Source organism: Massilia sp. H6, assembly GCF_024802625.1.
Classification (GTDB): domain Bacteria; phylum Pseudomonadota; class Gammaproteobacteria; order Burkholderiales; family Burkholderiaceae_D; genus Telluria.
Window position 1 is genome coordinate 2,675,967 of sequence record NZ_CP103371.1, and the last position, 24,906, is coordinate 2,700,872.

Sequence of the window (24,906 nt, forward strand, 5' to 3'; positions counted from 1 at the left end):
ACCTTTAGTCGAAGTTCATGCAGCGCCGGGGACGGGGTGTTCTTGTTATTCTGGCCGTCGTGCAGCACAATGCAGCTCCTGTTGCCCGACATTTTACCCTGTGACAGGTGGATGCACACCGCACAATGCTGCAACTTTGTCACCGAAGCTTAGCAATAAGACACCATGACCGCTGAAACCAGCCCCGCCGCCTCTCCTGCCAGCCCACCCACCGCGCGTACCGTGTTCTTCGTCTCGGACGGCACCGGCATCACTGCCGAGACCTTCGGCCATGCAGTGCTGAGCCAGTTCGAGATGCGCTTTCGCCAGATCCGCCTGCCCTTCATCGATTCGATCGACAAGGCGCACGAGGCGGCGCGCCGCATCAACGACAGCTTCGCGCGCGACGGCCAACGCCCGATCGTGTTCTCGACCCTGGTCAAGCATGACCTGTCGAGCGTGATTCGGGCGGCCAAAGGCATGCACATGGACCTGTTCCAGACCTTTGTCTCGCCGCTGGAGCAGGAGCTGGGCGTGAAGTCGACGCACACGATCGGGCGCATCCATAATGCAGTCGATACCGAGGAATACAAGAACCGTATCGAAGCGATCAACTTTTCGCTGGCCCATGACGATGGCCAGTCGCACAAGAACCTGGCCGAGGCGGACGTGATCCTGGTCGGCGTGTCGCGCTCCGGCAAGACGCCGACCAGCCTGTACCTGGCGATGCAGTACGGCCTGAAAGCCGCCAACTATCCCTTGATCCCGGACGACTTCGAGCGCGGCAAGCTGCCCTCGGGACTGCCGCCCTACAAGGCCAAGCTGTTCGGCCTGACGATCACGCCGGAGCGCCTGTCACAGATCCGCAACGAACGGCGCGCCGGCAGCAAGTATGCGTCGATCGAAAACTGCCGCTACGAGGTCAACGAGGCCGAAGCCATGATGCGGCGCGAAGGCGTGCGCTGGCTGTCATCGACCACCAAGTCGATCGAGGAAATCGCCACCACCATCCTGCAAGAGATCAAGCCGGATCGCCGCGAATACTGAACCTCCTGCTTGTGTCGCCTTTTTTCGACAACCCGGTCGCTTCCTCCACGATTCTGGCAACTACGTAGTTTCCCGGTAGATACTCTCGGCCTGCTAGCTGTAGAATTGATGACTATTCTACGTCGGGGGCAACATGAAGGGCATCGTATTCAACCTGCTGGAAGAAGCCGTGAGCATCGACTTTGGCGAAGCTACCTGGGACCGGCTGCTCGACGATGCCGGCCTGGATGGCGCCTATACCTCGCTCGGCAGCTATGACGATGCCGAGGTGGTGCGCCTGGTAGGGGTGGCGTCGACCGCACTGCAGATTGCGCCGCAGGATGTACTGCGCTGGTTCGGACGGCGCGCGATGCCGCTGCTGTACCAGCGCTATCCTTCCTTCTTCGCCAGCCACACGAGCACGCGCAGCTTCCTGCTGACCCTCAACAGCCTGATTCACCCGGAAGTACGCAAGCTGTATCCGGGCGCTACGCCGCCGGTGTTCGATTTCGATACCAGCAACGGCGAGACACTGGTGATCGGCTACAGCTCGGCGCGCCGCCTGTGCGCGCTGGCCGAGGGCTTCATGAACGGCGCCGCCGAGCATTACCGCGAACCGATGCAGATCAGCCACCCCGAGTGCATGCACGACGGCGCCGGCAAGTGCGTGTTCCACGTCAGCTTCAAGCCGTGAATCCTCTCGTAGTCCCTGCCCTTGCCGCGGTCACGCCAGAGCAGGAGATCGCGCGCCTGCAGCGACGCTTGACACGCGAAACCGCGGCGCGCCGCGAGGCCGAGTCGATCGCCGAGCGCGGCCTGCGCGATTTGTTCCAGCGCCAGCAGGAAATCGCGCTGCTTGAAAGCATCGCCGTTGCCGCCAACGAAGCGGCCAGCGTCGAAGACGCCATGCGGCGCGCGCTCGAAGCGGTTTGCCGCTACACCGAGTGGCCGCTGGGCCACCTGCTGCTGGTGCGCAGCGAGGATGCCGGCGATCCGCTCGATTCGACCGGCATCTGGCACGACGCCACCCCGGGCCAGTTCGCGCCGCTGCGCGCACTGAGCGAAGGGATCGCCTTCACCAAGACTGTCGGCCTCCCGGGCCGGGTGCTGCATACCTGCGCCCCGGCCTGGGTCAACGTGGGCGCGCCGGAAGCAACGGAGTTCCCGCGTGTGCCGCTGCTGGCGCAGTGGGGATTGTCGGCACTGTTCGCGTTTCCGGTCATGATCGGTGACGAGGTCGTCGCGATCCTGGAGTTTTTCAGCCGCGAACTGCAGACCCCGGACGACTCGATGCTACGCCTGATGGCGCAAGTAGGAACCCAGCTGGGGCGCGTCATCGAACGGCGCCGCGCACAGGAACGCCTGCTGCACGACGCATTGCACGACCCGTTGACTGCGCTGGGCAACCGCAAATTGTTCCTCGACCGGCTCGAGCATTTTCTGGTGCGCTCGCAGCGTATCCCGTCGTACCAGTTTGCGGTGCTGTTCGTCGACCTGGATCGCTTCAAAGCCATCAACGATGGACTCGGGCACCAGGCTGGCGACCAGGTCATCGTGGCGACCGCCCAGCGCCTGACAGCCTGCCTGCGCCAGAACGACCTGGTCGCGCGCGACTACGCTGGCGAAGACAGCCATGTGGTATCACGCCTGGGCGGCGACGAGTTCACCATCCTGCTCGACAACATGAATGGCGCAGCCACCCCGATCCGCGTAGCCGAACGCCTGCTGCAGGCATTGGCCGCGCCGCTGCAGATCGGGCAGCAGCAGGTGTATGTTACCGCCAGCATCGGCATAGCCCTGAGCAGCAGCGGCTACAGCGACGTGCAGGTGATGCTGCGCGATGCCGACATCGCGATGTACCACGCCAAGCAGAACGGGCGCGCACGCTGGATGATGTTCGACCAGACCATGCAGGAAGGTGCGCTGCGCCGACTCACGCTTGAAGCCGAGCTGCGCCTGGCCTTGGCCGCGGGCCAGCTGTTCTTGCAATACCAGCCGATCGTGTCGCCGCAAGACGGCATGATCTGCGGCTTCGAAGCGCTGCTGCGCTGGCGCCATCCGGTGCTGGGCATGATCTCGCCCGTGGAATTCATCCCGGTGGCCGAAGAGGCCGGCCTGATCGGCGACATCGGCGGCTGGGTCCTGGACGAGGCTTGCCGCGCGCTGGGCGCCTGGCAGCAGGCTAGTAGTGGGTCGGGCAGGAGCCCGCTGAGCATGAGCGTCAACGTGTCGGCGGTACAGCTTAACGACGGCAAGCTGGTGGACGTGGTGACGCGCGTGCTGGACGAGACCGGCATTCCGGCCGCGTGCCTGAAGCTGGAACTGACCGAGAGCGCCGTCATGGCCGATCCCGAGCATGCGCTGGCGATCTTCAAGCAGCTCAAGGCGCTCGGCGTACGTTTGAGCCTGGACGATTTCGGCACCGGCTACTCGTCGCTGAGCCACCTGCGGCGCCTGCCGATCGACACCCTGAAGATCGACCGCTCCTTTGTCAGCGCGATGGACACCCACGGCGACAAACGCCAGATCGCCGAGGTAGTGATCATGCTGGCGCGTTCGATGGGACTGGACGTGGTCGCCGAAGGCGTCGAAACCAGCGCCGAGCTCGACATCCTGCGCGCCATGGGCAGCGACTATGTCCAGGGCTTTTTCTATTTCCGCCCACTGGACAAGGAAGCCGTCGTCACCGCGCTGGCCCAACAAGCTGCCCGCCCAGCCACGCCCCCATGAGGGGCCCATGAGGGTCAGAGTCGAATTGTCGAGAAAGATTGCGGCAGCTCTACAGAATACGTGATCGAGCAGGCTTGATCGCGGCAGCAGAAATTGCACAACAATTAGGGTCAGAGTCGAATTACAGGAAACGTTAGAAAGTTTCCCGATAATTCAACTCTGACCCTACGTCATTCGCGTTTCGAACAGGGATTTTTCGAGCAGCGCAGCAGCTTGGTTTCTCCATCGATTTCGATGTACACAAGAATGCGCCTCGATCGCAGCAACGCCAGCAAACAATAATTAGGGTCAGAGTCGAATTACCTGGAAAGTTTCAGGAGTTGCCAAACAATTCGACTCTGACCCCAATTGATTTTCGAGGCAAGATAATCTGAGCAATTAGGGTCGGAGTCGAATAGCAGGAAATTTTAGAAAGTTTCCTGGAAATGCAACTCTGACCCCGGGGTTAGAAGAAGTGGCGCCAGTCTTCGAGCCAGCCGGGGAAGGCGGCGGCTTCCATGGGGTTGGCGATGTGGTAGCCCTGGGCATAGGTGCAGCCGAGGTTTTGCAGGAAATCCCAGTCCTGGCGGGTTTCGACGCCGACCGCGACCGACCTGCGGTCGAGGCTGTGCGCCAGGCTGAGGCAGGTGCGCAGCACGGTGCCCAGCGGGCGGCGCTTGGAGGCGCCGTCGACGAAGCTGCGGTCGATCTTCAGTTCGGTGAACGGAATGCGCGCCAACAGTTGCAGGTTCGAGCGCCCGGTTCCATAGTCGTCGATGGCCAGGCCGAAGCCCATCATGCGCAGGCGCACCAGGCGTTCGATGAAATGCGGGTCGGTATTGAGCACCGACGATTCAGGCATTTCGAAGGTCAAAAGTTCGGGTTCGATGCGGTGGCGGCCGATGCAGGCAGTGATCTGGCGCACGAACGATGGATTGGCCAGCGTCTCGGGGGCAAGGTTGATCGATATCGAAATCGGCGTGTCCTGATCCTGGAATCCGCGGCACTGCTCCGCCGCCATCTCGATCATGCTCCAGTCGAGGAAATCGACCCGGTTGTTCTGCACCAGCGCGTCGATGAACGAGCCGGGGCCGAGCACGCCGTGCTCGGGATGGCGCCAGCGCGCGAACGCTTCCAGGCCCTTTACCTGCCCCGTGGCCAGTTCGATCTTCGGCTGGAAGAAAGGCTCGAACTGGCGCTGTTGCAGGCCGATGCCGATCTCCTGGAAGCTAAAGCGCGGTCCGGCCGGCCGTTCTGCCGCCCGCACCAGCGGGGTGTAATTCTCGAGCAGCGGCTTGAGCTTGGCGGCGGTCACCGGCTTGGCGACCGATCCGAGCAGGTCGACACCATAGGCCTGGGCCAGCGTCTCGACCGAGAACAGCAGGCTCGAAGGCTGGGCACCGGTAACGATCACGCGTACTCCACCGCCCATCGCACCGACGTTGCGGATCAGTTCCAGGCCATCCATGCCGGGCAGCGCCAGGTCGACGATCGCGATGTTAACCTGCGGCGCCAGGCTCGCGTCCAGGCGCTGCAGCGCAAGCTGCCCGTCCGGTACGTCGGTCACGCGGCTGGCGCCGAGCTGGCCGAGCAGCTCCACCAGCGTCCTGCGCTGGGCTGGATCGGCTTCCGCCACCAGGAAATGCAAATGCGCGATGTCCATCTCTACTCCACTGTGCTGCTCAAGGTTACTGCCACGGTGCTGCGCGACTTGCCATGCTGCCAGAGTAACCCGAAGGCCGAGCCGGCGTCTATGTCCATGTAGGCCTGACTAAGCCTGCATCTGGCGCAGCTGCTCGAAAAAACACACCGCGGCGCAAGCCGCGACATTCAGGGACTCGACCTTGCCCGCGTGCGGCACCGCCACCCGATGCGTGGCGAGGTTCAGCAACTCGTCCGACACACCCTGCCCTTCGTGCCCAAGGACCCATGCGACCGGATGGCGCAGGTCGAGCGCATACAGGCGTTCGCTCGCATAGCCGCTGGTGGCCAGCACCGGGACCGAGGCGTCGCGCACCAGCTGTGCCAGCGCGACGTTCTCGAAGATATCGAGCACGAAATGGGCACCCATCGCCGCGCGCAGCACCTTGGGCGACCAGCAAAATGCGGTGCCGGGGCTGCAGTACACCTGCCGGATACCGCTCGCCGCCGCGCTGCGCAGGATCGAACCGACATTGCCGGGATCTTGCACACCATCGAGCAGCACCGCCGATCCGGTCAGTGCTGGCGCGGTCGACGGCACCGGCGACTCGATCACGAACAGGATGTGCACGCCGTTCTCGACCTGGCTGATGGCACCGAACAGCGCCTCTGGCAGCGCGGTGACATGCGCATCGAGCATGTCGACCTGCCGAATGATGGCGGCAACTTCCGGATTGGCCAGCGCGGCCTCAGACACCACGCAGTGTTCGGGCGCGCCGCGCAGTTCGAGCCAGCTCTGGCACAGGTGTACGCCGTCGAGCAGACTGCGGCCAGCCTTGCGCCGCGCTTGCGAACTGGTGCCCAGCGCCTTGAGCTCTTTGTAGAACGCGTTGTCGCGTGATGTGATGCTTTTCATCGGTTAGCGCTCATGCGGTGGCAAACAGGTCGCGCTGCAGCAGCTCGCGCACGGGTGCAAAGCTGCGGCGGTGCACCGGCGACGGCCCGTGCAGGCGCAGGCGCTCGAGGTGCAGGCTAGTTCCATATCCCTTGTGCTGGTCGAAGCAATACTGCGGATACTGTGCGTGCAGCTGCACCAGCAGGGCGTCGCGCGCGGTCTTGGCCAGGATCGAGGCCGCCGAGATGGCATGCACCTTGTCGTCGCCTTCGATCACGGCATGGGCGCGTACATCCATCGGCGGACAGCGGTTGCCATCGATCAGGGCGAAGGTCGGCAGCATCTGCAGCGCTTCCACCGCGCGCCGCATCGCCAGCATGGTCGCGTGCAGGATGTTGAGGGTGTCGATCTCCTCGCACGAGCATTCGGCGATGGCCCAGGCCAGCGCCTGCTGCTTGATCAGCGGCGCCAGTTCGTCGCGCCGCGCCTTGGAGAGCTTCTTGGAGTCGCGCAGGCCTTCGATCGGACGCTTCGGATCGAGGATGACGGCGGCGGCGAACACCGGCCCGGCCAGAGGGCCGCGGCCGGCTTCGTCCACGCCGCAAACGATGTCCAGGTCGGTAAACGGCCGAAGGCGGGGCGGCAGGCCCGGGTACACGTTCACCCTGCTCTTTCTTGCTGCTGTCTTCATTTCTGTCTTCCGATCACGCGAAGCACTGCCTCCGCGCTCGCCTGCGCGCTGTCGCGCAGCAGGCCATGGTGCATTTCCAGGAACCGGCGCGCCAGCTGCTCGCGTCCGGTTGGGTCGTCCAGCTGGCGCCAGATCGCGTCGGCCAGCGCCAGCGGGGTTGCCGCATGCTGAAGATACTCCGGAACCACGAACTCGCGCGCCAGGATATTCGGCAGCCCGATCCACGGCTGGTAACCCATGTGCCGCATGATTTCCCACGATGCCCGCATCACCTTGTAGGCGATCACCATCGGCTTCTTGAACAGCGCCACTTCCAGCGTGGCCGTACCGGAGGCCACCAGCACCGCGTCGGCGGCGGCGATGCAGGCATGCGACTGCCCGTCCACCAGTTTCACCGGAACGTCGCCCAGCCCGGCCGCGTTGACGATCGCGCTAAAGCTGGCACGCTGGCGCTCGCCGGCCATCGGCGCGATGAACACCAGATTCGGGTCGCGCGCCGCCAGCAATTTGGCCGCCGCCACGAACGGCTCGGCCAGGTATTTCAGTTCGCCCATGCGGCTGCCCGGCATGAGAGTGACCACGCGCGCATCCGCGGACAGCCCGAGCGCCGCGCGCGCCGCCGCGACGTCGGGTGCCAGCGGAATCATTTCGGCCAGCGGGTGGCCGATATAGGTCACCGGAACGCCAGCGGCGCGGTAGATCGCTTCCTCGAACGGAAAGATCACCAGCATGTGCGAGACCGCGCGCTTGATCTGCTTGATGCGTCCGCCGCGCCACGCCCAGATCTGCGGGCTGACGAAATGGATGGTCGGGATGCCTTGCGCGCGCAACTGCTCTTCCAGTCCGAGGTTGAAGCCCGGGTAGTCGGCGCCAATGAAGGCGGCCGGGGGTTCCAGCAGCAAGCGGTCGCGCAGCCGGTTCTGGATGCCCTTGATTTCGCGGTAGCGCGGAATGACCTCGAACAGCCCGCGCACGGTCAGCGTGTCCATCGGAACATCGGACACCAGTCCCTGTTCGAGCATGCACGGCCCGCCGATGCCATGAAAGTGCGCGCCCGGCAAATGCGGGCGCAGGCCGGCCATCAGGCGCGCCGCCAGCATGTCGCCAGACACTTCGCCGGCAACCAGCGCCAGCGACACCTCGCTTGGCGTCATGTGCCTGGCCGGCACCTCAGCGGACGATGCCACGGGTGGCAGTCCCGAGGAATTCGCGCAGTGCGCGGATGTCCGCGGCGGCGGCCGGAAGCAGGGTTTCCTGCTCGAGCAGCGCAGCCTTGGCTTGTTCGAGCGTCAGGCCGGAGCGGTACAGCAGCTTGTAGGCCGTGCGGATGCCGTCGATCTGCTCGCGCGCGAAGCCGCGCCGTTTCAGGCCTTCGATGTTCACCCCGCGCTGGCCCGCCGGGTTGCCCGAGACCAGCACGAACGGCGGCACGTCCTGGGTCAGGCTGGTGTACATGCCGACAAAGGCATGCGCGCCGATCTTGCAGAACTGGTGCACGCCGGCGTAGCCCGACAAGATGGCGTGGTCGCCCACGTGAACGTGGCCCGCGAGCTGGGCATTGTTCGAGAAGATCGTATGGCTGCCGACCTGGCAGTCGTGCGCCAGGTGCACGTAGGCCGAGATCCAGTTGTCGTCGCCCAGGCGCGTGACGCCTTCGTCCTGCGCAGTACCCAGGTTGAAGGTGACGAACTCGCGGATGGTATTGCCGTCGCCGATTTCAAGGCGGGTCGGCTCGCCCTTCCACTTCTTGTCTTGCGGCGCAGCGCCGATCGAGCAAAACTGGAAGAAGCGGTTATCCTTGCCGATCGTCGTGTGGCCTTCGATGACCACATGCGGCCCCACTACCGTACCGGCACCAATGCGCACGTGCGGGCCGATGATCGAAAACGGGCCGACCTCGACCGAGCTGTCCAGCTCCGCTGCGGGGTCGACGATCGCGCTCGGGTGAATCTTGCTCATGTTACTGCCCCGCTGGAGTTGCAGCCTCCGGACCCTTCATGGTGGCCTCGGCGGCGCCGCGGATGGTGCACATCAGCTCACCCTCCACTGCGACCTTGCCGTCCACGCTGGCCACCGCCTTGTACTTCCAGATGCCGCGCGACACGCGCAGGATCTCGACTTCCATTTTCAGCTGGTCGCCCGGTTCGACCGGGCGCTTGAAGCGTGCGTTGTCGATGCCCACGAAATACACCACCGAGTTTTCGTCCGGCTTGACGTCCATGGTCATGAAGGACAGGATCGCGGCGGTCTGCGCCATCGCTTCGATCATCAAGACGCCCGGCATCACCGGCTTGTGCGGGAAGTGGCCGTTGAAGAATTCTTCGTTGGCGGTGACGTTCTTGATGGCGGTGATGCGCTTGCCCAGCTCCACGTCCAGCACGCGGTCGACCAGCAGCATCGGATAGCGGTGCGGCAGGTACTCCTTGATTGCGTTGATATCGAGCGTGGTCACGGGAGTCTTGGATTCTGGGTTGCTCATTGTTGTTCTGTCAGAGTTTTAATGGTTTTTTCGAGGGTGCGGATTTTTTCCCGCATCGAACCGAGGTTGCGCACGATGGCCGCGCTGCGCTCCCATTCGGCATTCTTGGCCAGCGGGTAGAAGCCGGTGTACTGACCCGGCTCGAGTACCGAACGCGACACCATGCTGCCCGACGAGATATGGACGTTGTCGGCGATCTCGAGGTGGCCCAGCACCATCGCGGCGCCGCCAAAGGTGCAGTGCCTGCCGATGGTTGCGCTGCCCGCCACGCCGACGCAGCCGGCCATGGCGGTGTGGGCGCCGATGCGGCAGTTGTGGCCGATCTGGATCTGATTGTCCAACTTGACGCCGTCTTCGATGACGGTATCGGCCAGCGCGCCGCGGTCGATCGTGGTATTGGCGCCGATATCGACGTCGTCGCCGATCACCACGCGCCCGGTCTGCGGGATCTTGATGTACACCCCGGCCTCGACCGCGAAGCCAAAGCCATCGGTACCGATCACGGCGCCCGAATGGATAATGCCGCGCGCGCCGATCGCGCAGCGCGCATGGAAGGTCACATTGGCGAACAGCCGGGTGCCGGCGCCGATGCGCGCCTCGGCCCCGACGAAGCACCCGGCGCCGATCACCGCGTGCGCGCCAATGACGGCGCCAGCCTCGATGGTGACGTGCGGACCGACGTGCGCGCTCGGGTCGACCATGGCCTCGGGCGACACCGCGGCACTCGGGTGGATGCCGGGGCTGGGCGCGGTGCTGGCCAGCGATTCGAAATACTGCGCGGTGCGCGCGAAGTAGGCGTACGGGTTGGTGGTGACGATGCGCGCGCCCTCGTAGGTCGCGGCCACGCTTGGGTCGTCCAGCGGCGACAGGATCAGCGCCGCCGCGCCGCTTTGCGCGGCCAGTGCGCGCAGCTTGCTGTTGCTCAAAAAGCTGATCTGGCCAGCGCCGGCACTATCGAGCGGCGCAATGGCCGTCACCTCGAGGCCGGGGTCGCCCACCAGTTGCCCGCCGAAGCGTTCGATCAGGTCAGCTAGTCGAATGCCCGTGTTGGAATGTCGGATGTCGGTCAATGTGGTACCTGTCCTTGCGTGCGCGCCAGAGTGCCCGCGCGCTTGCCTGTTACTTGTCGAGCAGCTTCAGGATCTTGTCGGTGATGTCGATGCGCGGGCTCGACCACGCGGCCTCGGCCAGCACGGCATCGAGGCGCTCGGCCTCGGCGACCTGCTCGATGATCCGGAAAGCCTTGCTGGCGATCGCAGCGCGCTCTTCGTTCTTGCGCTGCATGAGGTCTTCGGTAAATTCGCGCTGCATGCGCTGCACGTCTTTTTCCATGTTCAGCAGCTCGCGCGCGCGGCGGGTGCGGTCGACGTCGTTCAGGCTGGCCGCTTCGCCGTCGAATTTTTCCGACAGCTGCTTGAGCCTGGTGACCGTTTCCTCGACCGCCTTCTGGCGCTTCGAGAACTCGGACTGAATGCGGGCATCGGCAGTCTTGGCCATCTTCGACTCGGTCATGAGCCGCTCGGTGGCCACGTAGCCGATCTTGCCCGTCTGGGCCTGGGCATGGGCAGCCACCAGCGGCGCCGCGCACAGCGCGGCGAGCAGCAGTGTACGGGGCAAGGAGGCTATCAGCGTTTTCAAGATCATTCTCCGCAAATCGGTTGAAGCCGATGGCCGCCGGTCAGAAGCCGGTACCCATCTGGAACTGGAAACGCTCGAGACGGTCGCCCGTCAACGCGTTAAGGGGCTTAGCATAACTCAACTTGAGCGGGCCAACCGGCGAAATCCAGGACAGGCCAATACCTGCCGAGTAGCGCATCTGGTCGAGGCGGATCTTCGACTGCTCTTGCCAAACCTGGCCGCCGTCGACGAAGGTGAACCAGCGCAGGCTGCGGTCCTTGCCGCTGCCCGGGAACGGGAACTGCAGTTCGGCGTTCACGATCAGGCGCTTGGAGCCGCCCACCGCATCGTAGTAGAACGGGTCGACCACGCCCAGCGACGAGCTTTCGTAGCCACGCACCGAGCCGATGCCACCGGCGTAGAAGTTCTTGAAGACCGGGTAGTTACTGCCGCTGAAACCCTTGCCGTAGTCGAATTCGCCGCGCAGCGCGAGCGTCATCCAGCGGGTGACGGGGCGCCAGTACTGGTGCTCGTACACCATACGGAAGTATTTCGAATCGCCCAGGGCGTCGATCTCGAAGTTGGCGCGCTGGAAGCGTCCGCGGCTTGGCGTAACCGCGCTGTCGCGGGTGTCGCGCCCCCACGCCGCGGTCAGCGGGATGGCATTGGTCACGGCCTTGCCGATACCGCTGGCCGGGCCACCGTTTTGCGCCACGAAGGTCTGGTAGATCTGCGGCGAGGTCTGGTCGGTCTCGATCTGGGTGCGTTCCAGGCCGGCGCCGAAGTAGACGGTGTCGGATTCCGAGAACGGCACGCCGAAGGTCATGGTACCGCCGGTCTGGCGCACGGTGTACAGGCCAAGATTGAGCGCCGGCGGACGCGAGGTACGCAGGTAGAGCTGGAAGGCGCGCGAGATGCCGTCATCCGTGAAATACGGGTTGGTCTGCGAGAACGCGATCGTGCGGTTGTACTTGCTGGTATTGAGTTCCAGGCCGATCGTGTTGCCGCTGCCGGCGAAGTTCGCCTGCGAAATCGAGGCGGTGAAGGTGAACTTCTCCGACTGCGAGAAAGCGCCACCGATCATGAAGTTACCGGTCGGTTTTTCTTCGACCACCATGTTCACGTCAACCTGGTCGGAGGTGCCTGGCGACTCCGGCGTCTCGATCTTGACCTCCTTGAAGTAGCCGAGGCGGTCGACGCGGTCGCGCGAAAGCTTGACGCGGTTGGCGTCGTACCACGAGCTTTCGAACTGGCGGAATTCGCGCCGGATCACTTCGTCGCGGGTGACGGTATTGCCCGAGATGTTCATGTGGCGCACATAGGCGCGCTTGCCAGGATCGACAAAGAAGGTGAACGCCACTTCGCGTTTGTCGCGATTGAGTTCCGGGTTGCCGGTGACATTGGCGAAGGCGTAGCCGAAGGTACCGAGACGGTCGGAGATCAGCTTGATGGTCGCTTCCTGCGCGTCGCCCGAATAGGTCTTGCCAGGCTGCAGCAGGATCAGCTGCCTGAGTTCTTCTTCGCGGCCGAACATCTCACCTTCGAGCTTGACGCTCGAGACGGTGTATTTCTCGCCTTCGGTGACATTGATGGTCAGGTAGATGTCGCGCTTGTCGGGAGTGATCGAGACCTGGGTCGATTCGACATTGGCCTCGAGGTAGCCATGATTGAGGTACCAGGACTTGATGTTTTCCAGGTCGCCGGTCAGCTTTTGCTTGGAATACTGGTCGGCCTTGGAGTACCAGGTAAACCAGCCCGACTTCGACAGCTGCAGCAATTCGGTCAGCTGCTTGTCCGAGAAGGCCTTGTTGCCGACGAAGGTAATGCCCTTGATCTTGGCGACGTCGCCTTCGTCGACATTGAACATGATCGTCACGCGGTTGCGCTCGATCGGCGTGACGGTGGTGGTGATCTTCACCCCGTACAGGCCATGCGACAGGTACTGGCGCTTGAGTTCCTGTTCGGCGCGGTCGACCGATGCCTTGTCGAAGATCTTGGTCTCGCCCACGCCAATTTCGCGCAGCGCCTTGACCAGCATGTCTTTTTCGAATTCCTTGGTGCCGGTGAAGTCCACCGACGAGATGGCCGGGCGCTCTTCGACCAGCACCACCAGCACGCCGTTTTCTTCTTCCAGGCGGATGTCCTTGAAGAAGCCGGTCGCGTACAGCGCCTTGATGGCGGTGCTTGCCTTGTCGTCGTCGAAGGTCTCGCCCACGCGCACCGGCAGGTAGCTGAACACGGTGCCCGCTTCCGTACGCTGGATACCCTCGACCCGGATGTCTTTCACCACGAACGGGTTGACGGCGAGTGCATTGCCGGCGCAGAGAGCCAATACGGCTGCGCCAATCATGCTGCGGCGGATGAACGGCAGGACGAAACGATCAGATTGTGAATTCATTGGCTAATTCTGTGGTCAGTCATTGGACAACATTGCGATTGTAAATGCCGGCGCGTGGTGTACTACAGGTCTGCTGCCAGGACAAGGCCTAGAGCAACCGCACCAGGTCATTGAAGACGGCGAGCGCCATCAGCATGAACAGCAGGCCTATCCCGAAGCGTTGTGCGAATTCTCCCACTCGCGCAGGCAGGGGACGCCCGGTCAAAACTTCCAGCGAATAATACAGTAAATGGCCACCATCCAGAACCGGAATTGGTAACAAATTCATTACGCCTAAGCTAATACTAATAAACGCAATGAACTGCAAATACGTGGCCAGGCCGACCCGCGCGGTCTGTCCGGCATAGTCGGCAATCGTGATCGGACCGGTGACATTCTTCCACGATGCCTCGCCCGTAATCATCCGCCCGATCATCTTCACGGTCATCGTGCTGGTTTCCCAGGTGCGCTGGGCGCCCTTGACGACGGCGTCGATGGGGCCGGAACTGACGGTCACCATTTCCACCGGCTGCGACAGCAGCACCTTGGCCACACCGCGCCCGCTGGCGGCGTCACGCTCGGGCGTGACCGTGACCGGCACGATGCGCCCGCCGCGCTCGACCTCGAGCAGCACGGCGCGCGCGGCCGAAGCGCGCATCAGTTCGGTGAAGGCCAGGCCGTCGTCGACCGGCTTGCCGTCTGCACGCACCACTTGGTCGCCCGCGAGCAGGCCGGCGCGCTCCCCTGCCCCACCCGGCATGACTTTTTCAATGCGCGCGCGCGCGCGCCACAGGTCCAGCCCGAGCGCCTTCATGACGTCGCCTTCGACGTCGAGCTGGGCGAAGCTCTCTGCGGGGATCAGCGCCTGATAGCTGCCGCCGTCCTGGGCGCGCAGCTCCAGACGGGCGTCGCGCTTGTCGACGGTGGCATGCACCATCTGCCAGCGCAGCTCGCTCCACGAGGCGACCGGACTGCCGTTGACCGCGACCACGGTGTCGCCGCCGCGCACGCCGGCCTGCTGGGCCACCGTGCCTTGCGCCACCGCGCGCAGGCGCGCCGACGGCTCTTCGACGCCGTGCATGAACAGCGCAGTCATCAGGATGATCGCGACCAGAAAATTGGCGAGCGGCCCGGCGGCCACGATGGCGATGCGGCGCCACACGCTCTGGCGCGTGAATTCACGGTGCATTTCCGACTCGTCTTTCGGCGCCGTCTCCGGGTCGCGGCTGTCGAGCATCTTGACATAGCCGCCCAGCGGCAAAGCCGAAATGGCCCACTCCGTCTGGTCGGGACCGAAGCGGCGCGACCACACCACGCGGCCCATGCCGACCGAAAAGCGCAACACCTTCACGTTGCACATGCGCGCCACCGCGTAGTGACCCAGTTCGTGCAAGACGATCAGCGGGCCAAGCGCCAGCACGAAGGCCAGCACCGTATAGATCATGCCCATGGTTTATCCTCGCAATTGCGCGATACACGCGCGCGCGGCGTCGCGCGCACGCGCGTCCTGCGCCAGTACTGCCTCGATCGAAGGCGCCGGGCCGTGCGGCACCTCGTCCATCACGCGCGCGATCACGCGGTCGATGTCGCGAAAGCCGATCTCGCGGTCGAGGAAGGCCTGCACCGCCACCTCGTTGGCCGCATTGAGCAGCGCTGGCGCGGTGCCGCCCGCACGCAGCGCGGCGAACGCCAGCGCCAGACAGGGAAAGCGCTCGAAATCGGGCTGGTAGAACTGCAGCGCGGCCATCTGGGTCAGGTCGAGCTGCGCCACGCCTGAGGCAATACGCTGCGGGAAGGCCAGCGCGTGCGCAATCGGGGTACGCATGTCAGGATTGCCCAGCTGGGCCAGAACCGAGCCGTCGATATACGACACCATCGAGTGGATCACGCTTTGCGGGTGGATCACTACTTCGATCATGCTTGCTGCCGCGCCGAACAGCCAGTGCGCCTCGATCACTTCCAGGCCCTTGTTCATCATGGTGGCCGAATCGACCGATATCTTGCGACCCATGACCCAGTTCGGGTGCTTGCAGGCTTCGTCGGGGGTGACCGCTTCGAGCGTGTCGACGGCGCGGTTCAGGAAGGGACCGCCCGAGGCGGTAAGCAGGATCTTGGCCACGCCTGCAGCCTGCGGATCGCGCGAGAAATGCGAAGGCAGCGACTGGAAGATCGCATTGTGCTCGCTGTCGATCGGCAGCAGCGTAGCGCGGTGCTCGCGCACCGCGTCCATGAACAGCTGGCCCGACATCACCAGGGCTTCCTTGTTGGCCAGCAGGATTTTCTTGCCGGCGCGCGCGGCGGCGAGCGCCGGGGCCAGGCCAGCGGCGCCGACGATGGCGGCCATCACAGTGTCGACCTCGTCGCACGAAGCGACGTCGCACAGCGCCTGTTCGCCGTATTCGACCACGGTCGGCAGGCCGCCTAGCAGCTGCGCCAGGCGCTGCGCGGCATCGGCCGTGCCGACCACGGCGCGTGCCGGCTTGAAGCGGCGGCAGGCGTCGGCGAGTTCTTCAACGCGGCCATGGGCGGTGAGCGCGTATACGCTGTACTGGCCGGGGTGGCGGGCCAGCACGTCGAGGGTCGAGGCGCCGATCGAGCCGGTGGCGCCCAGGATGGTAATGCGCTGCATGATGTGCTTCCTTACTAGAGCCAGGCGCCGATCAGGGCCGCCAGTGGCAGAACCGGCACAAGCGCGTCGACACGGTCGAGCACGCCGCCGTGGCCGGGCAGCAGATTGCTGCTGTCCTTCATGCCGGCGCGGCGCTTGAGCTGGGATTCGAACAGGTCGCCAACCACGCTGGCGGCGACAATGAGGATCAGTACCGCGACCAGCGCACCCCAGCCGAGGCTGGCCTGCACGCGCCCGGCGAAGGTTTGTTCCATCAGATCGCTGCCGAGCACGATGCTCAAGCAGGCGATCACCAGCACCGCGATGCCTCCGCCGATCGCGCCTTCCCATGATTTGCCTGGCGAAATCGACGGAGCCAGCTTGCGCTTGCCGAAGGCCTTGCCGGAAAAATAGGCAAAGATATCGGCGACCCAGACGATGGCCATGACCGACAACAGGTACAGCGGCGAATACGAGAACAGCGTGACGATCGCGGCAAAGCAGCCGACCACCGCGATCGCGTAGGCCAGGCTCAGGAAGGTATTGCCGGCACTGGTCAGTGGCGGCAGGCCGAGCTTGAGCGAGGGTGCAAAACGCAGTGCCCAGACCAGCACGCTGATGGCGAACCAGAAGGTGGTATTCGTGCTCGGCGAGACAAAGAAGGCATAGACAAACGCCGCCGTCCAGAAGGCCGCGATGACCGGCGCCATCCTGGTTCCCGGATTGAACAGCCGGAAGCACTCCCAGATCGCCGCGCCGAAGAAGCACGAGACCACCACCGCGAACGCCAGAAAATGGTTGAAGTACAGGATCGGCAGCAGAACTGCCAGCAGCACGAGCGCGGTGAGAATCCGGGTTTTGAGCATGGGTGGGTGGTATCCGTTGACTTGCTGGTGGAGTTGCTCGATGCGCCAGGTGCTGCTATTTGCCCGTTTTGGCAACCTGGTCGCCGGTCTGGCCGAAACGGCGTTCGCGGTGCTGGAACGAGCCGATCGCTTCGTTGAGCGAGGCCTTGGTGAAATCGGGCCAGAAGGTTTGGGTGAAATACAGCTCCGAATAGGCCAGCTGCCACAGCAGGAAGTTGGAGATACGCTCTTCGCCCCCGGTGCGGATGAACAGGTCGGGTTCGGGTGCGTAGGCCATCGCCAGGTGCGGCGCCAGCATCTCTTCGGTGTATTCCAGCACGCCCGGATTGGCCGCGACCATCTTGCCGGTGGCCTGCATGATGTCCCAGCGGCCGCCGTAATTGGCGCACACGCTCACTGTCAGGCGGCTGTTGTTGGCGGTGCGGCGTTCGGCCGCGGCGATCATGTCCTGCAGCTTCGCATCGAAGCGGCTCAGGTCGCCCACGACCTTCAATCGGATGTTGTTGGCATGCATTTTCGACACTTCGCGTTCGAGCGCGGTGACGAACAGGCGCATCAGCAGCGAGACTTCTTCTGCCGGGCGGCGCCAGTTTTCCGACGAGAACGCAAACAGGGTCAGGTATTCGACGCCCCGTTCGACGCAGGCTTCGACGACCCCGCGCACCGCCTCCACGCCCTTGACGTGGCCGGCCACGCGCGGCAGCAGGCGTTTGGTTGCCCAGCGGCCGTTGCCGTCCATGATGATGGCGATATGGCGCGGCACGGCGAGCGCTTCGGGTACGGCTGTGGTCGAACTCTTGAACATTGGTGCATCCAGCAGGGTTGGCGGCGGCTGGAACGAGCAGGGCCGCGCAAGCCGGTCTTGAAAGGGACTCGGACCGGCCGCGGCTATGCGCCGGGGCCGGTCCGCCTTGGCGCTCGCGCGCCAGGTATTACACGGTCATGATGTCTTTTTCTTTGTCGGCCAGCAGCTTGTCGATCTCGGCAACAAACTTGTCGGTCAGCTTCTGGATCTCGTCGGACGAGCGGCGCTCGTCGTCTTCCGACGCGGTCTTGTCCTTGACCATTTTCTTTGCAGCTTCGTTAGCGTCGCGGCGAATGTTACGCACGGCGATCTTGGCATCTTCGCCTTCGTTCTTGGTCAGCTTGACCATTTCCTTGCGGCGCTCTTCGGTCAGCGCCGGGGTCGGCACGCGGATCATCTCGCCCTGCGACGATGGGTTCAGGCCCAGGTCGGAATCGCGGATCGCGCGTTCGATGGCGGCTGCCATTTTCTTTTCGAACGGCTGCACGCCGATGGTACGGGCGTCGATCAGGGTCAGGTTGGCCACCTGCGAGATCTGGGTTGGCGAACCGTAGTAATCGACCATCACGGAGTCGAGGATGCCGGCATGGGCGCGGCCGGTACGGACCTTGGCCAGGTTGGCACGCAGGGTCTCGATGGACTTGGCCATGCGCTCCTGGGCGTTTTTCTTCACATCAGCTAAGGACATGCTGCTCTCCTGTTTTTCTTGATTCAAAAGGTTCAACTACATTCAAACTCAAACGTGTACCAGTGTACCTTCGTCTTCGCCCATGATGACACGCATCAGCGCGCCCGGCTTGGTGATCGAAAACACCTTGATCGGCAGCTTCTGGTCGCGGCACAGTGCGAATGCGGTGGCATCCATCACCTGCAGGTGCTTGGAAATTGCTTCGTCGAAGGTAATCGATTCGTAGCGGGTGGCGCTCGGGTCCTTGTTCGGGTCGGCGCTATAGACGCCGTCGACCTTGGTTGCCTTGAGGACGATCTCGGCCGAAATCTCGGCGCCACGCAGCGCGGCCGCGGTATCGGTGGTGAAGAACGGGTTGCCGGTGCCCGCCGCGAAGACAACCACCTTGCCTTCTTCGAGGTATTGCAGGGCTTTCGGGCGCACGTAGGGCTCGACCACCTGCTCGATGGCGATGGCCGACATCACGCGTGCGGTAATGCCCACATGACGCATCGCGTCGGCCAGTGCCAGCGCGTTCATGACCGTCGCCAGCATGCCCATGTAGTCGGCGGTGGCGCGGTCCATGCCCTGGGCGCCCGGGGCTACCCCGCGGAAGATATTGCCGCCGCCAATCACGACCGCCACTTCGACGCCCGCCTTTGCCACTTCGGCCACGTCGGCCACCATGCGGTCGATGGTTGCACGGTTGATGCCGAACTGGTCGTCCCCCATCAGCGCTTCGCCAGACAGTTTGAGAAGGACTCGTTGGTAGGCTGGTTTGGTCATGATGAAGCGGCTCCTATGTTGGTGTTCGTATTCGGGTCTGACCGGCGCTGTTCTGCGGCCTCATCTGTGTGTGACAGATGGATGCCGGGTGGCGCGCGCAAAGCACTCACCCTGCAAAAACGGGCCTTACGGCCCGCTGTCGATTACTGCTTGTTGGCAGCCATCTGTGCTGCGACCTCTGCTGCGAAGTCGTCTACCTTCTTCTCGATGCCTTCGCCGACCACGTACATCGTGAACGACTTGACGGTGGCGCCGGCGGCCTTGAGCATCTGCTCGACCGACTGCTTGTCGTTCTTGACGAAGGTCTGGTTCAGCAGCGAAACTTCTTTCAGGTACTTCTGCACCGAACCGTCGATACGCTTGGCCAGGATCTCGGCCGATTGCGGCTGCTTGCCTTCGGCGACCGCCTTGTCGGCGTCTTCCTGGGCTTTGAGCTGAGCAACCGAACGCTCTTTCTCGATCATTTCGGCAGGCACCTGGTCAGCCGACAGCGACACTGGCTTCATGGCGGCGATGTGCATGGCCACGTCTTTGCCGACCTGGTCGTCCGCGCCTTCGAACTCGACCATCACGCCGATGCGGGTACCGTGCAGGTAGGACGCCAGCTTGCCGGTGGTTTCGAAACGCTGGAAACGGCGAACGGTCATATTCTCGCCGATTTTACCGATCAGTGCCGTACGCACGTCGTCGAAGGTCTTGCCTTCGTGCGCGATCGCCGACAGCGCAGCGACGTCAGCCGGATTCTGCTCGGCGACCAGGCGGGCTGCCAGGTTGACCATGGCCAGGAATTCGTCGTTCTTGGCAACGAAGTCGGTCTCGCTGTTGACTTCGACCAGCGCGCCGACATTGCCGGAGATATAAGTAGCGACCACGCCTTCGGCGGTCACGCGCGCGGCTGCCTTCGATGCCTTGCCGCCCAGCTTGACGCGCAGGATTTCTTCCGCACGACCCATGTCGCCATCGGCCTCGGTCAGTGCCTTCTTGCACTCCATCATTGGCGCGTCGGTTTTCGCGCGCAGTTCACCCACCATCGCTGCAGTAATTGCTGCCATGTTGTTTTCTCCTAATTTGATGTAGACAGTGCGGACGTCCAGGGGACAGCCACACGATGTTTGATTGCTGAATCTTGTACTTAAAAAAAGGGGGGCTCGTGCCGCGGCCCGGCGCCCCCTTGCATCTCACGGCAGGACTGGCCTGCCGCTCAATTATGCCTGCTCGGACACTTCGACGAACTCGTCGCCGCCGGCTGCCTTGACCATCTCGGCAACTTCGTTGGTGGCGTTGGCACGGCCTTCCAGGATCGCATCGGCCACGCCGCGTGCGTACAGGGTGATGGCTTTCGACGAGTCATCGTTACCCGGGATCACGTGGGTCACGCCTTCTGGCGAGTGGTTGGTATCGACGATGCCGATGACCGGGATGCCCAGCTTGCCGGCTTCGGTGATGGTGCCCTTGTGGTAGCCGACGTCGACGACGAAGATCGCGTCAGGCACGCCGCCCAGGTCCTTGATGCCGCCGATCGACTTTTGCAGCTTGACCATTTCGCGCTCGAACATCAGCGCTTCTTTCTTCGACAGCTTCTCAACCGAACCGTCTTCGATCTGGGCTTCCATTTCCTTCAGGCGCTTGATCGAGGTCTTGATGGTCTTGAAGTTGGTCAGCATGCCGCCGAGCCAGCGCTGGTCGACGTAAGGCACACCGGCGCGCTGGGCTTCAGCAGCGATGATGTCGCGCGCCTGGCGCTTGGTGCCGACCATCAGGATGGTGCCGCGGTTGGCCGAGATCTGCTTGATGGTCTTCATCGCATCCTGGTACATCGCCATGGTCTTTTCCAGGTTGATGATGTGGATCTTGTTGCGATGACCGAAGATGAACGGTGCCATCTTTGGGTTCCAGAAACGGGTCTGGTGACCGAAGTGAATACCGGCTTCCAGCATTTCGCGCATAGTAACGGACATGAATTTCTCCAGGGTTAAGTCTTGAATGTGGCCGGTCACCGTTCAGGCACCCTTTGTCGGCCACACTCGCGATTTCATTTAAAAAGTTTATTTTTTGCAACATTGCTCGATGCGAATACGAGCAACCCAAGATTCTAGCTGGATTTGGTTTTCATATCAAGTCCGGCGTAGCAATCAGCCAGGAAGAAGCCATGGGCTCGCGGCACCATCGCGCCGATCCGCTTGCCAGGCAAGCAATCCCGCCAGGCCACGATGCACGTCAACATCCCTTATAATGGTGCGATCTTGCACAGACGTGCCTTGCCTACTTTTTTGCCTACCTGATCCCTACGACAGCCATTATGTCCATTTCCATCAAGACCCCCGACGAAATCGAAGGCATGCGCCTGGCTGGACGCCTTGGCGCCGAAGTGCTCGATTACATCACGCCCTTCGTCAAGCCCGGGGTGACTACCGGCGAACTCGACCGCCTGTGCCACGAGTACATGAGCAATGTGCAGGGCAGCACGCCGGCGCCGCTGAACTACGCACCACCGGGCTATACGCCCTACCCGAAGGCGGTCTGCACTTCGGTCAACGACGTCATCTGCCACGGCATCCCGGGCGACAAGGTGCTCAAGAGCGGCGACGCGGTCAACATCGACGTCACCGTCATCAAGGATGGCTTCCACGGCGATAACAGCCGCATGTTCCTGGTCGGCGAGCCGTCGATCCTGGCGCGCCGGCTGGCCGAAGTCACGTATGAGTGCATGTGGCTGGGCATCGCCAAGGTCCGGCCGGGCGCCCATCTGGGCGACATCGGCCATGCGATCCAGCAGCATGCCGAAAAGAACGGCTACAGCGTGGTGCGCGAATTCTGCGGCCATGGCATCGGCCGCGTCTTCCACGAAGAACCGCAGGTGCTGCATTACGGCCGTCCGGGCACGCTCGAAAAGCTCGAGGCCGGCATGATCTTCACCATCGAGCCGATGATCAATGCGGGTCGCCGCGAGATCAAGGAAATGCCGGACGGCTGGACCATCAAGACCAAGGACCGCAGCCTGTCGGCGCAGTGGGAGCATACCGTGCTGGTGACCGAGACCGGCTTCGAGATCCTGACCCAGTCGGCCGGCACCCCTCCTCCGCCGGCCATCGTGCTGCCGCTGCTGGAATCGAGCGCAGCGGTCGCGGCCTGAGTTTTCACGCCATGGGCCAGTCGGCGCTTCTCGAGAGCTCGCGCGACGCGCTGCGCCTGCGCCTCAAGACCGAGCTGCGGGCCAGGCGCCAGCTCCTGATCGACGCCTTCCACCACGACGGCAAGCCCGAGAAGCTGCTGCGCGGCCTGCGCACCTGCGTCGACGGCGTGCTGTCCGAGGCCTGGCGCGCCGCCGGCCTGCCCGCCAACACCGCCCTGGTGGGCGTCGGCGGCTATGGCCGCGGCGAGCTGTTCCCCTATTCCGACGTCGACCTTCTGGTACTGCTCGGACAGCCGGCCGACGCCATCACCCAGGCCAGGCTGGAGGCGTTGGTGCAGCTGCTCTGGGACCTGGGCCTGGAAATCGGCCACAGCATCCGTACCGTCGACGAATGCCTGGTCGAATCAAAGGCCGACATCACGGTGCAAACCAGCCTGCTCGAAGCACGCCTGGTGATCGGCGACGCGCCGCTGTTCGCCGACCTGCAGTGCCGCTACCGCGAGGCGATGGACCCGCAAGCCTTTTTCCGGGCCAAGACCGCCGAGATGCGGCTACGCCACGCCAAGTACGAGTACACCGCGTTCGCGCTCGAACCCAATGTCAAGGAAAGCCCGGGCGCGCTGCGCGACCTGCAGGTGATCATGTGGGTGGCCAAGGCCGCGCGCCTGGCCGAATCCTGGAGCCAGCTGGCGCGCGGTAAATTCATCACGCGCACCGAGGCGCGCCAGCTGATGGAAAAGGAATACGCCTTCAAGGATATTCGCGTGCGCCTGCACCTGCAGACCAACCGCCGCGAAGACCGCCTGGTGTTCGACGTGCAGACGCCGATCGCCAAGACCTTCGGGCTCGACGACGCGGACGGCCGGCGCGCCAGCGAATTGCTGATGCAGCGCTACTACTGGGCCGCCAAGACGGTCACCCAGCTCAATACGATCCTGCTGCAGAACATCGAAGCCCAGCTGTTTCCGCGTCCGTGCTCGGCCGCGCCGCTCAATGCCTATTTCAATGAAGTCAATGGCTTCATCGACATCGCGGCAGGCAATATATTCGAGCGCCATCCGCCGGCGGTGCTGGGGATCTTCGTGGCCATGACCGAGCGCCCCCACCTCAAGGGCATGACCGCGCGCACCATTCGCGCGCTCTGGCACGCCCGCAACTGCATCGACGACGCCTACCGCGCCGACCCGTTCAACAAGGCGCAGTTCCTGCGCATCCTGCAGGCGCCGAGCGGGTTGGTACACGCGCTGCGGCGCATGAACGACATGGGCGTGCTGGGCCGCTACCTGCCGGCCTTTCGCAGCATCATCGGCCAGATGCAGCACGACCTGTTCCACGTCTACACGGTCGACCAGCACATCTTGATGGTGGTGCGTAACCTGCGCCGCTTTACCATGCCCGAGCACGCCCACGAATACCCGTTCTGCAGCCAGCTGATCGCCAATTTCCACGACCGCTGGCTGCTGTATGTGGCGGCCCTGTTCCACGACATCGCCAAGGGCCGTGGCGGCGACCACTCCGAACTCGGGACGCAGGACGCCGCCGACTTTTGCCGCGGCCACGGCATGTCCGAGAAAGACACCGAACTGGTGGTGTTCCTGGTGCGCCAGCACCTGACCATGTCGACCGTGGCCCAGAAGCAGGACCTGTCCGATCCGGACGTGATTTGCGCTTTTGCCGCCCAGGTGAAGGACGAGCGCCACCTGAGCGCGCTCTACCTGCTCACCGTGGCCGACATCCGTGGCACCAGCCCCAAGGTCTGGAATGCCTGGAAGGCCAAGCTGCTCGAAGACCTGTACAAGACCACGCTGCGGGTGCTGGGCGGCGAGCCGCACAGCGCCGACCGCGAACTGCGGGTGCGCCAGAAAGAAGCGCAGGCCACGCTGCGCCTGTTCGGCCTGGACGCCCGCGCCCACGAAGCGCTGTGGGAGCAGCTCGACGTCGCCTATTTCCTGCGCCACGACGCCTCCGACATCGCCTGGCAGACGCGCGCCCTGGTCGATAAAGTCAACAGCGAACGCCCGGTGGTCCGGGCGCGGCTGGCCCCGATCGGCGAAGGCCTGCAGGTGGCGGTCTATATCAAGGACCAGCCCGACCTGTTCGCGCGCATCTGCAGCTATTTCGACCGCAAGAACTTCAGCATCCTCGACGCCAAGATCCACACCACCCGTCACGGTTATGCGCTCGACACCTTTTTGGTGACCGATGAAAACTTCGCCGGCAGCTACCGCGACATCATCAGCCTGATCGAACACGAACTGTGCGCCCTGCTGCTGTCGCAGGACCCGCTGCCGCCGTTCAGTCGCGGGCGCCTGTCGCGTCTGTCGCGCACCTTCCCGATCACGCCGGCGGTCGACCTGCGTCCGGACGAGCGCGGCCAGTATTACGTGCTGTCGGTGGCCGCCAACGACCGCACCGGCCTGCTGTATGCGATCGCCAGCGTGCTGGCGCGCTACCGCATCAGTTTGCACACCGCGAAGATCCTGACCCTGGGCGAGCGCGTCGAGGACGTGTTTCTCGTCGACGGCCCTACCCTGGCCAATCCACGCGTGCAGGTGCAGCTCGAGACCGACCTGCTCGATGCAATCAAGATATAGCGCGCCAGGCTAACCCTGGTCCTGCCTTTTCTA

At 63.6% G+C, this 24,906-nt stretch carries 22 protein-coding genes; 5 read left to right on the forward strand and 17 right to left on the reverse strand.

What is annotated here, in order from left to right; all coding sequences use genetic code 11:
• The first annotated feature begins 165 nt into the window (after positions 1 to 165).
• The 3 genes from NRS07_RS11925 (at position 166) to NRS07_RS11935 (ending at position 3,735) form a co-directional block, all read left to right on the forward strand.
• Positions 166 to 1,026: a pyruvate, water dikinase regulatory protein gene (locus NRS07_RS11925; RefSeq protein WP_259207133.1), complete on the forward strand. Its 861-nt coding sequence runs from the start codon at positions 166 to 168 to the stop codon at positions 1,024 to 1,026.
• Between the two features lie 133 nt (positions 1,027 to 1,159).
• Positions 1,160 to 1,699: a heme NO-binding domain-containing protein gene (locus NRS07_RS11930; RefSeq protein WP_259207135.1), complete on the forward strand. Its 540-nt coding sequence runs from the start codon at positions 1,160 to 1,162 to the stop codon at positions 1,697 to 1,699.
• Positions 1,696 to 3,735 (forward strand): bifunctional diguanylate cyclase/phosphodiesterase, encoded by a 2,040-nt coding sequence (locus NRS07_RS11935; RefSeq protein WP_259207137.1) that lies wholly within the window; start codon positions 1,696 to 1,698, stop codon positions 3,733 to 3,735. Before NRS07_RS11930 ends, NRS07_RS11935 begins: the two co-directional genes overlap by 4 nt.
• A 445-nt stretch (positions 3,736 to 4,180) precedes the next feature.
• Here NRS07_RS11935 and NRS07_RS11940 read toward each other — a convergent pair whose 3' ends face one another.
• From NRS07_RS11940 to rpsB, 17 genes are all read right to left on the reverse strand, one after another.
• Positions 4,181 to 5,377: an EAL domain-containing protein gene (locus tag NRS07_RS11940; RefSeq protein ID WP_259207139.1), complete on the reverse strand. Its 1,197-nt coding sequence runs from the start codon at positions 5,375 to 5,377 to the stop codon at positions 4,181 to 4,183.
• Positions 5,378 to 5,485: 108 nt separating this feature from the next.
• Positions 5,486 to 6,271 carry an RNA methyltransferase gene (locus NRS07_RS11945; protein ID WP_259207141.1) on the reverse strand — a complete coding sequence of 262 codons (786 nt, stop codon included), beginning with the start codon at positions 6,269 to 6,271 and terminating at the stop codon, positions 5,486 to 5,488.
• A 10-nt stretch (positions 6,272 to 6,281) separates the two neighbouring features.
• The gene (gene rnhB, locus NRS07_RS11950; RefSeq protein WP_259207146.1) at positions 6,282 to 6,941 is read right to left on the reverse strand and encodes a ribonuclease HII; all 660 of its coding nucleotides are present in this window, start codon (positions 6,939 to 6,941) and stop codon (positions 6,282 to 6,284) included.
• On the reverse strand, positions 6,938 to 8,095 hold the full coding sequence (gene lpxB / locus NRS07_RS11955) for a lipid-A-disaccharide synthase (RefSeq protein ID WP_259213196.1): 1,158 nt from the start codon (positions 8,093 to 8,095) through the stop codon (positions 6,938 to 6,940). The genes rnhB and lpxB overlap by 4 nt, the downstream gene beginning before the upstream one ends.
• A 16-nt stretch (positions 8,096 to 8,111) precedes the next feature.
• The gene (gene lpxA / locus NRS07_RS11960) at positions 8,112 to 8,900 is read right to left on the reverse strand and encodes an acyl-ACP--UDP-N-acetylglucosamine O-acyltransferase (RefSeq protein WP_259207148.1); all 789 of its coding nucleotides are present in this window, start codon (positions 8,898 to 8,900) and stop codon (positions 8,112 to 8,114) included.
• A 1-nt stretch (position 8,901) separates the two neighbouring features.
• Entirely contained in the window at positions 8,902 to 9,420 is a 519-nt protein-coding gene (gene fabZ, locus NRS07_RS11965) for a 3-hydroxyacyl-ACP dehydratase FabZ (RefSeq protein ID WP_259207150.1), read from the reverse strand.
• Positions 9,417 to 10,490 carry a UDP-3-O-(3-hydroxymyristoyl)glucosamine N-acyltransferase gene (gene lpxD, locus NRS07_RS11970; RefSeq protein ID WP_259207152.1) on the reverse strand — a complete coding sequence of 358 codons (1,074 nt, stop codon included), beginning with the start codon at positions 10,488 to 10,490 and terminating at the stop codon, positions 9,417 to 9,419. The genes fabZ and lpxD overlap by 4 nt, the downstream gene beginning before the upstream one ends.
• Positions 10,491 to 10,539: 49 nt before the next feature.
• Positions 10,540 to 11,064 (reverse strand): OmpH family outer membrane protein, encoded by a 525-nt coding sequence (locus NRS07_RS11975; protein ID WP_373889826.1) that lies wholly within the window; start codon positions 11,062 to 11,064, stop codon positions 10,540 to 10,542.
• 34 nt (positions 11,065 to 11,098) lie between these two features.
• Complete coding sequence (gene bamA / locus NRS07_RS11980) at positions 11,099 to 13,435, reverse strand: outer membrane protein assembly factor BamA (protein ID WP_259207156.1); 2,337 nt, start codon at positions 13,433 to 13,435, stop codon at positions 11,099 to 11,101.
• A gap of 88 nt (positions 13,436 to 13,523) precedes the next feature.
• Positions 13,524 to 14,864, reverse strand: coding sequence for an RIP metalloprotease RseP (rseP, locus tag NRS07_RS11985; protein WP_259207158.1), 1,341 nt, complete (start codon positions 14,862 to 14,864; stop codon positions 13,524 to 13,526).
• 3 nt (positions 14,865 to 14,867) lie between these two features.
• The gene (ispC, locus tag NRS07_RS11990) at positions 14,868 to 16,043 is read right to left on the reverse strand and encodes a 1-deoxy-D-xylulose-5-phosphate reductoisomerase (RefSeq protein ID WP_259207160.1); all 1,176 of its coding nucleotides are present in this window, start codon (positions 16,041 to 16,043) and stop codon (positions 14,868 to 14,870) included.
• A gap of 14 nt (positions 16,044 to 16,057) precedes the next feature.
• Positions 16,058 to 16,888 carry a phosphatidate cytidylyltransferase gene (locus NRS07_RS11995; protein ID WP_259207162.1) on the reverse strand — a complete coding sequence of 277 codons (831 nt, stop codon included), beginning with the start codon at positions 16,886 to 16,888 and terminating at the stop codon, positions 16,058 to 16,060.
• 55 nt (positions 16,889 to 16,943) lie between these two features.
• The gene (uppS, locus tag NRS07_RS12000) at positions 16,944 to 17,693 is read right to left on the reverse strand and encodes a polyprenyl diphosphate synthase (protein ID WP_259207165.1); all 750 of its coding nucleotides are present in this window, start codon (positions 17,691 to 17,693) and stop codon (positions 16,944 to 16,946) included.
• A gap of 127 nt (positions 17,694 to 17,820) precedes the next feature.
• Positions 17,821 to 18,381 (reverse strand): ribosome recycling factor, encoded by a 561-nt coding sequence (gene frr / locus NRS07_RS12005; protein ID WP_259207167.1) that lies wholly within the window; start codon positions 18,379 to 18,381, stop codon positions 17,821 to 17,823.
• Positions 18,382 to 18,429: 48 nt separating this feature from the next.
• On the reverse strand, positions 18,430 to 19,146 hold the full coding sequence (gene pyrH / locus NRS07_RS12010) for a UMP kinase (RefSeq protein WP_259207168.1): 717 nt from the start codon (positions 19,144 to 19,146) through the stop codon (positions 18,430 to 18,432).
• A 143-nt stretch (positions 19,147 to 19,289) separates the two neighbouring features.
• Positions 19,290 to 20,198, reverse strand: coding sequence for a translation elongation factor Ts (tsf, locus tag NRS07_RS12015; protein WP_259207170.1), 909 nt, complete (start codon positions 20,196 to 20,198; stop codon positions 19,290 to 19,292).
• Between the two features lie 153 nt (positions 20,199 to 20,351).
• Positions 20,352 to 21,104, reverse strand: a complete 753-nt coding sequence (rpsB, locus tag NRS07_RS12020; protein WP_259207172.1) for a 30S ribosomal protein S2 — start codon at positions 21,102 to 21,104, stop codon at positions 20,352 to 20,354.
• Positions 21,105 to 21,445: 341 nt separating this feature from the next.
• On the opposite strand from rpsB, the gene map reads away from it, so the two are divergent.
• Both map and NRS07_RS12030 read left to right on the forward strand, forming a co-directional pair.
• The gene (gene map / locus NRS07_RS12025) at positions 21,446 to 22,279 is read left to right on the forward strand and encodes a type I methionyl aminopeptidase (RefSeq protein ID WP_259207174.1); all 834 of its coding nucleotides are present in this window, start codon (positions 21,446 to 21,448) and stop codon (positions 22,277 to 22,279) included.
• 11 nt (positions 22,280 to 22,290) lie between these two features.
• A complete protein-coding gene (locus NRS07_RS12030; RefSeq protein ID WP_259207176.1) occupies positions 22,291 to 24,873 on the forward strand; it encodes a [protein-PII] uridylyltransferase in 2,583 nt (860 codons plus the stop codon).
• Positions 24,874 to 24,906 lie beyond the last annotated feature (33 nt).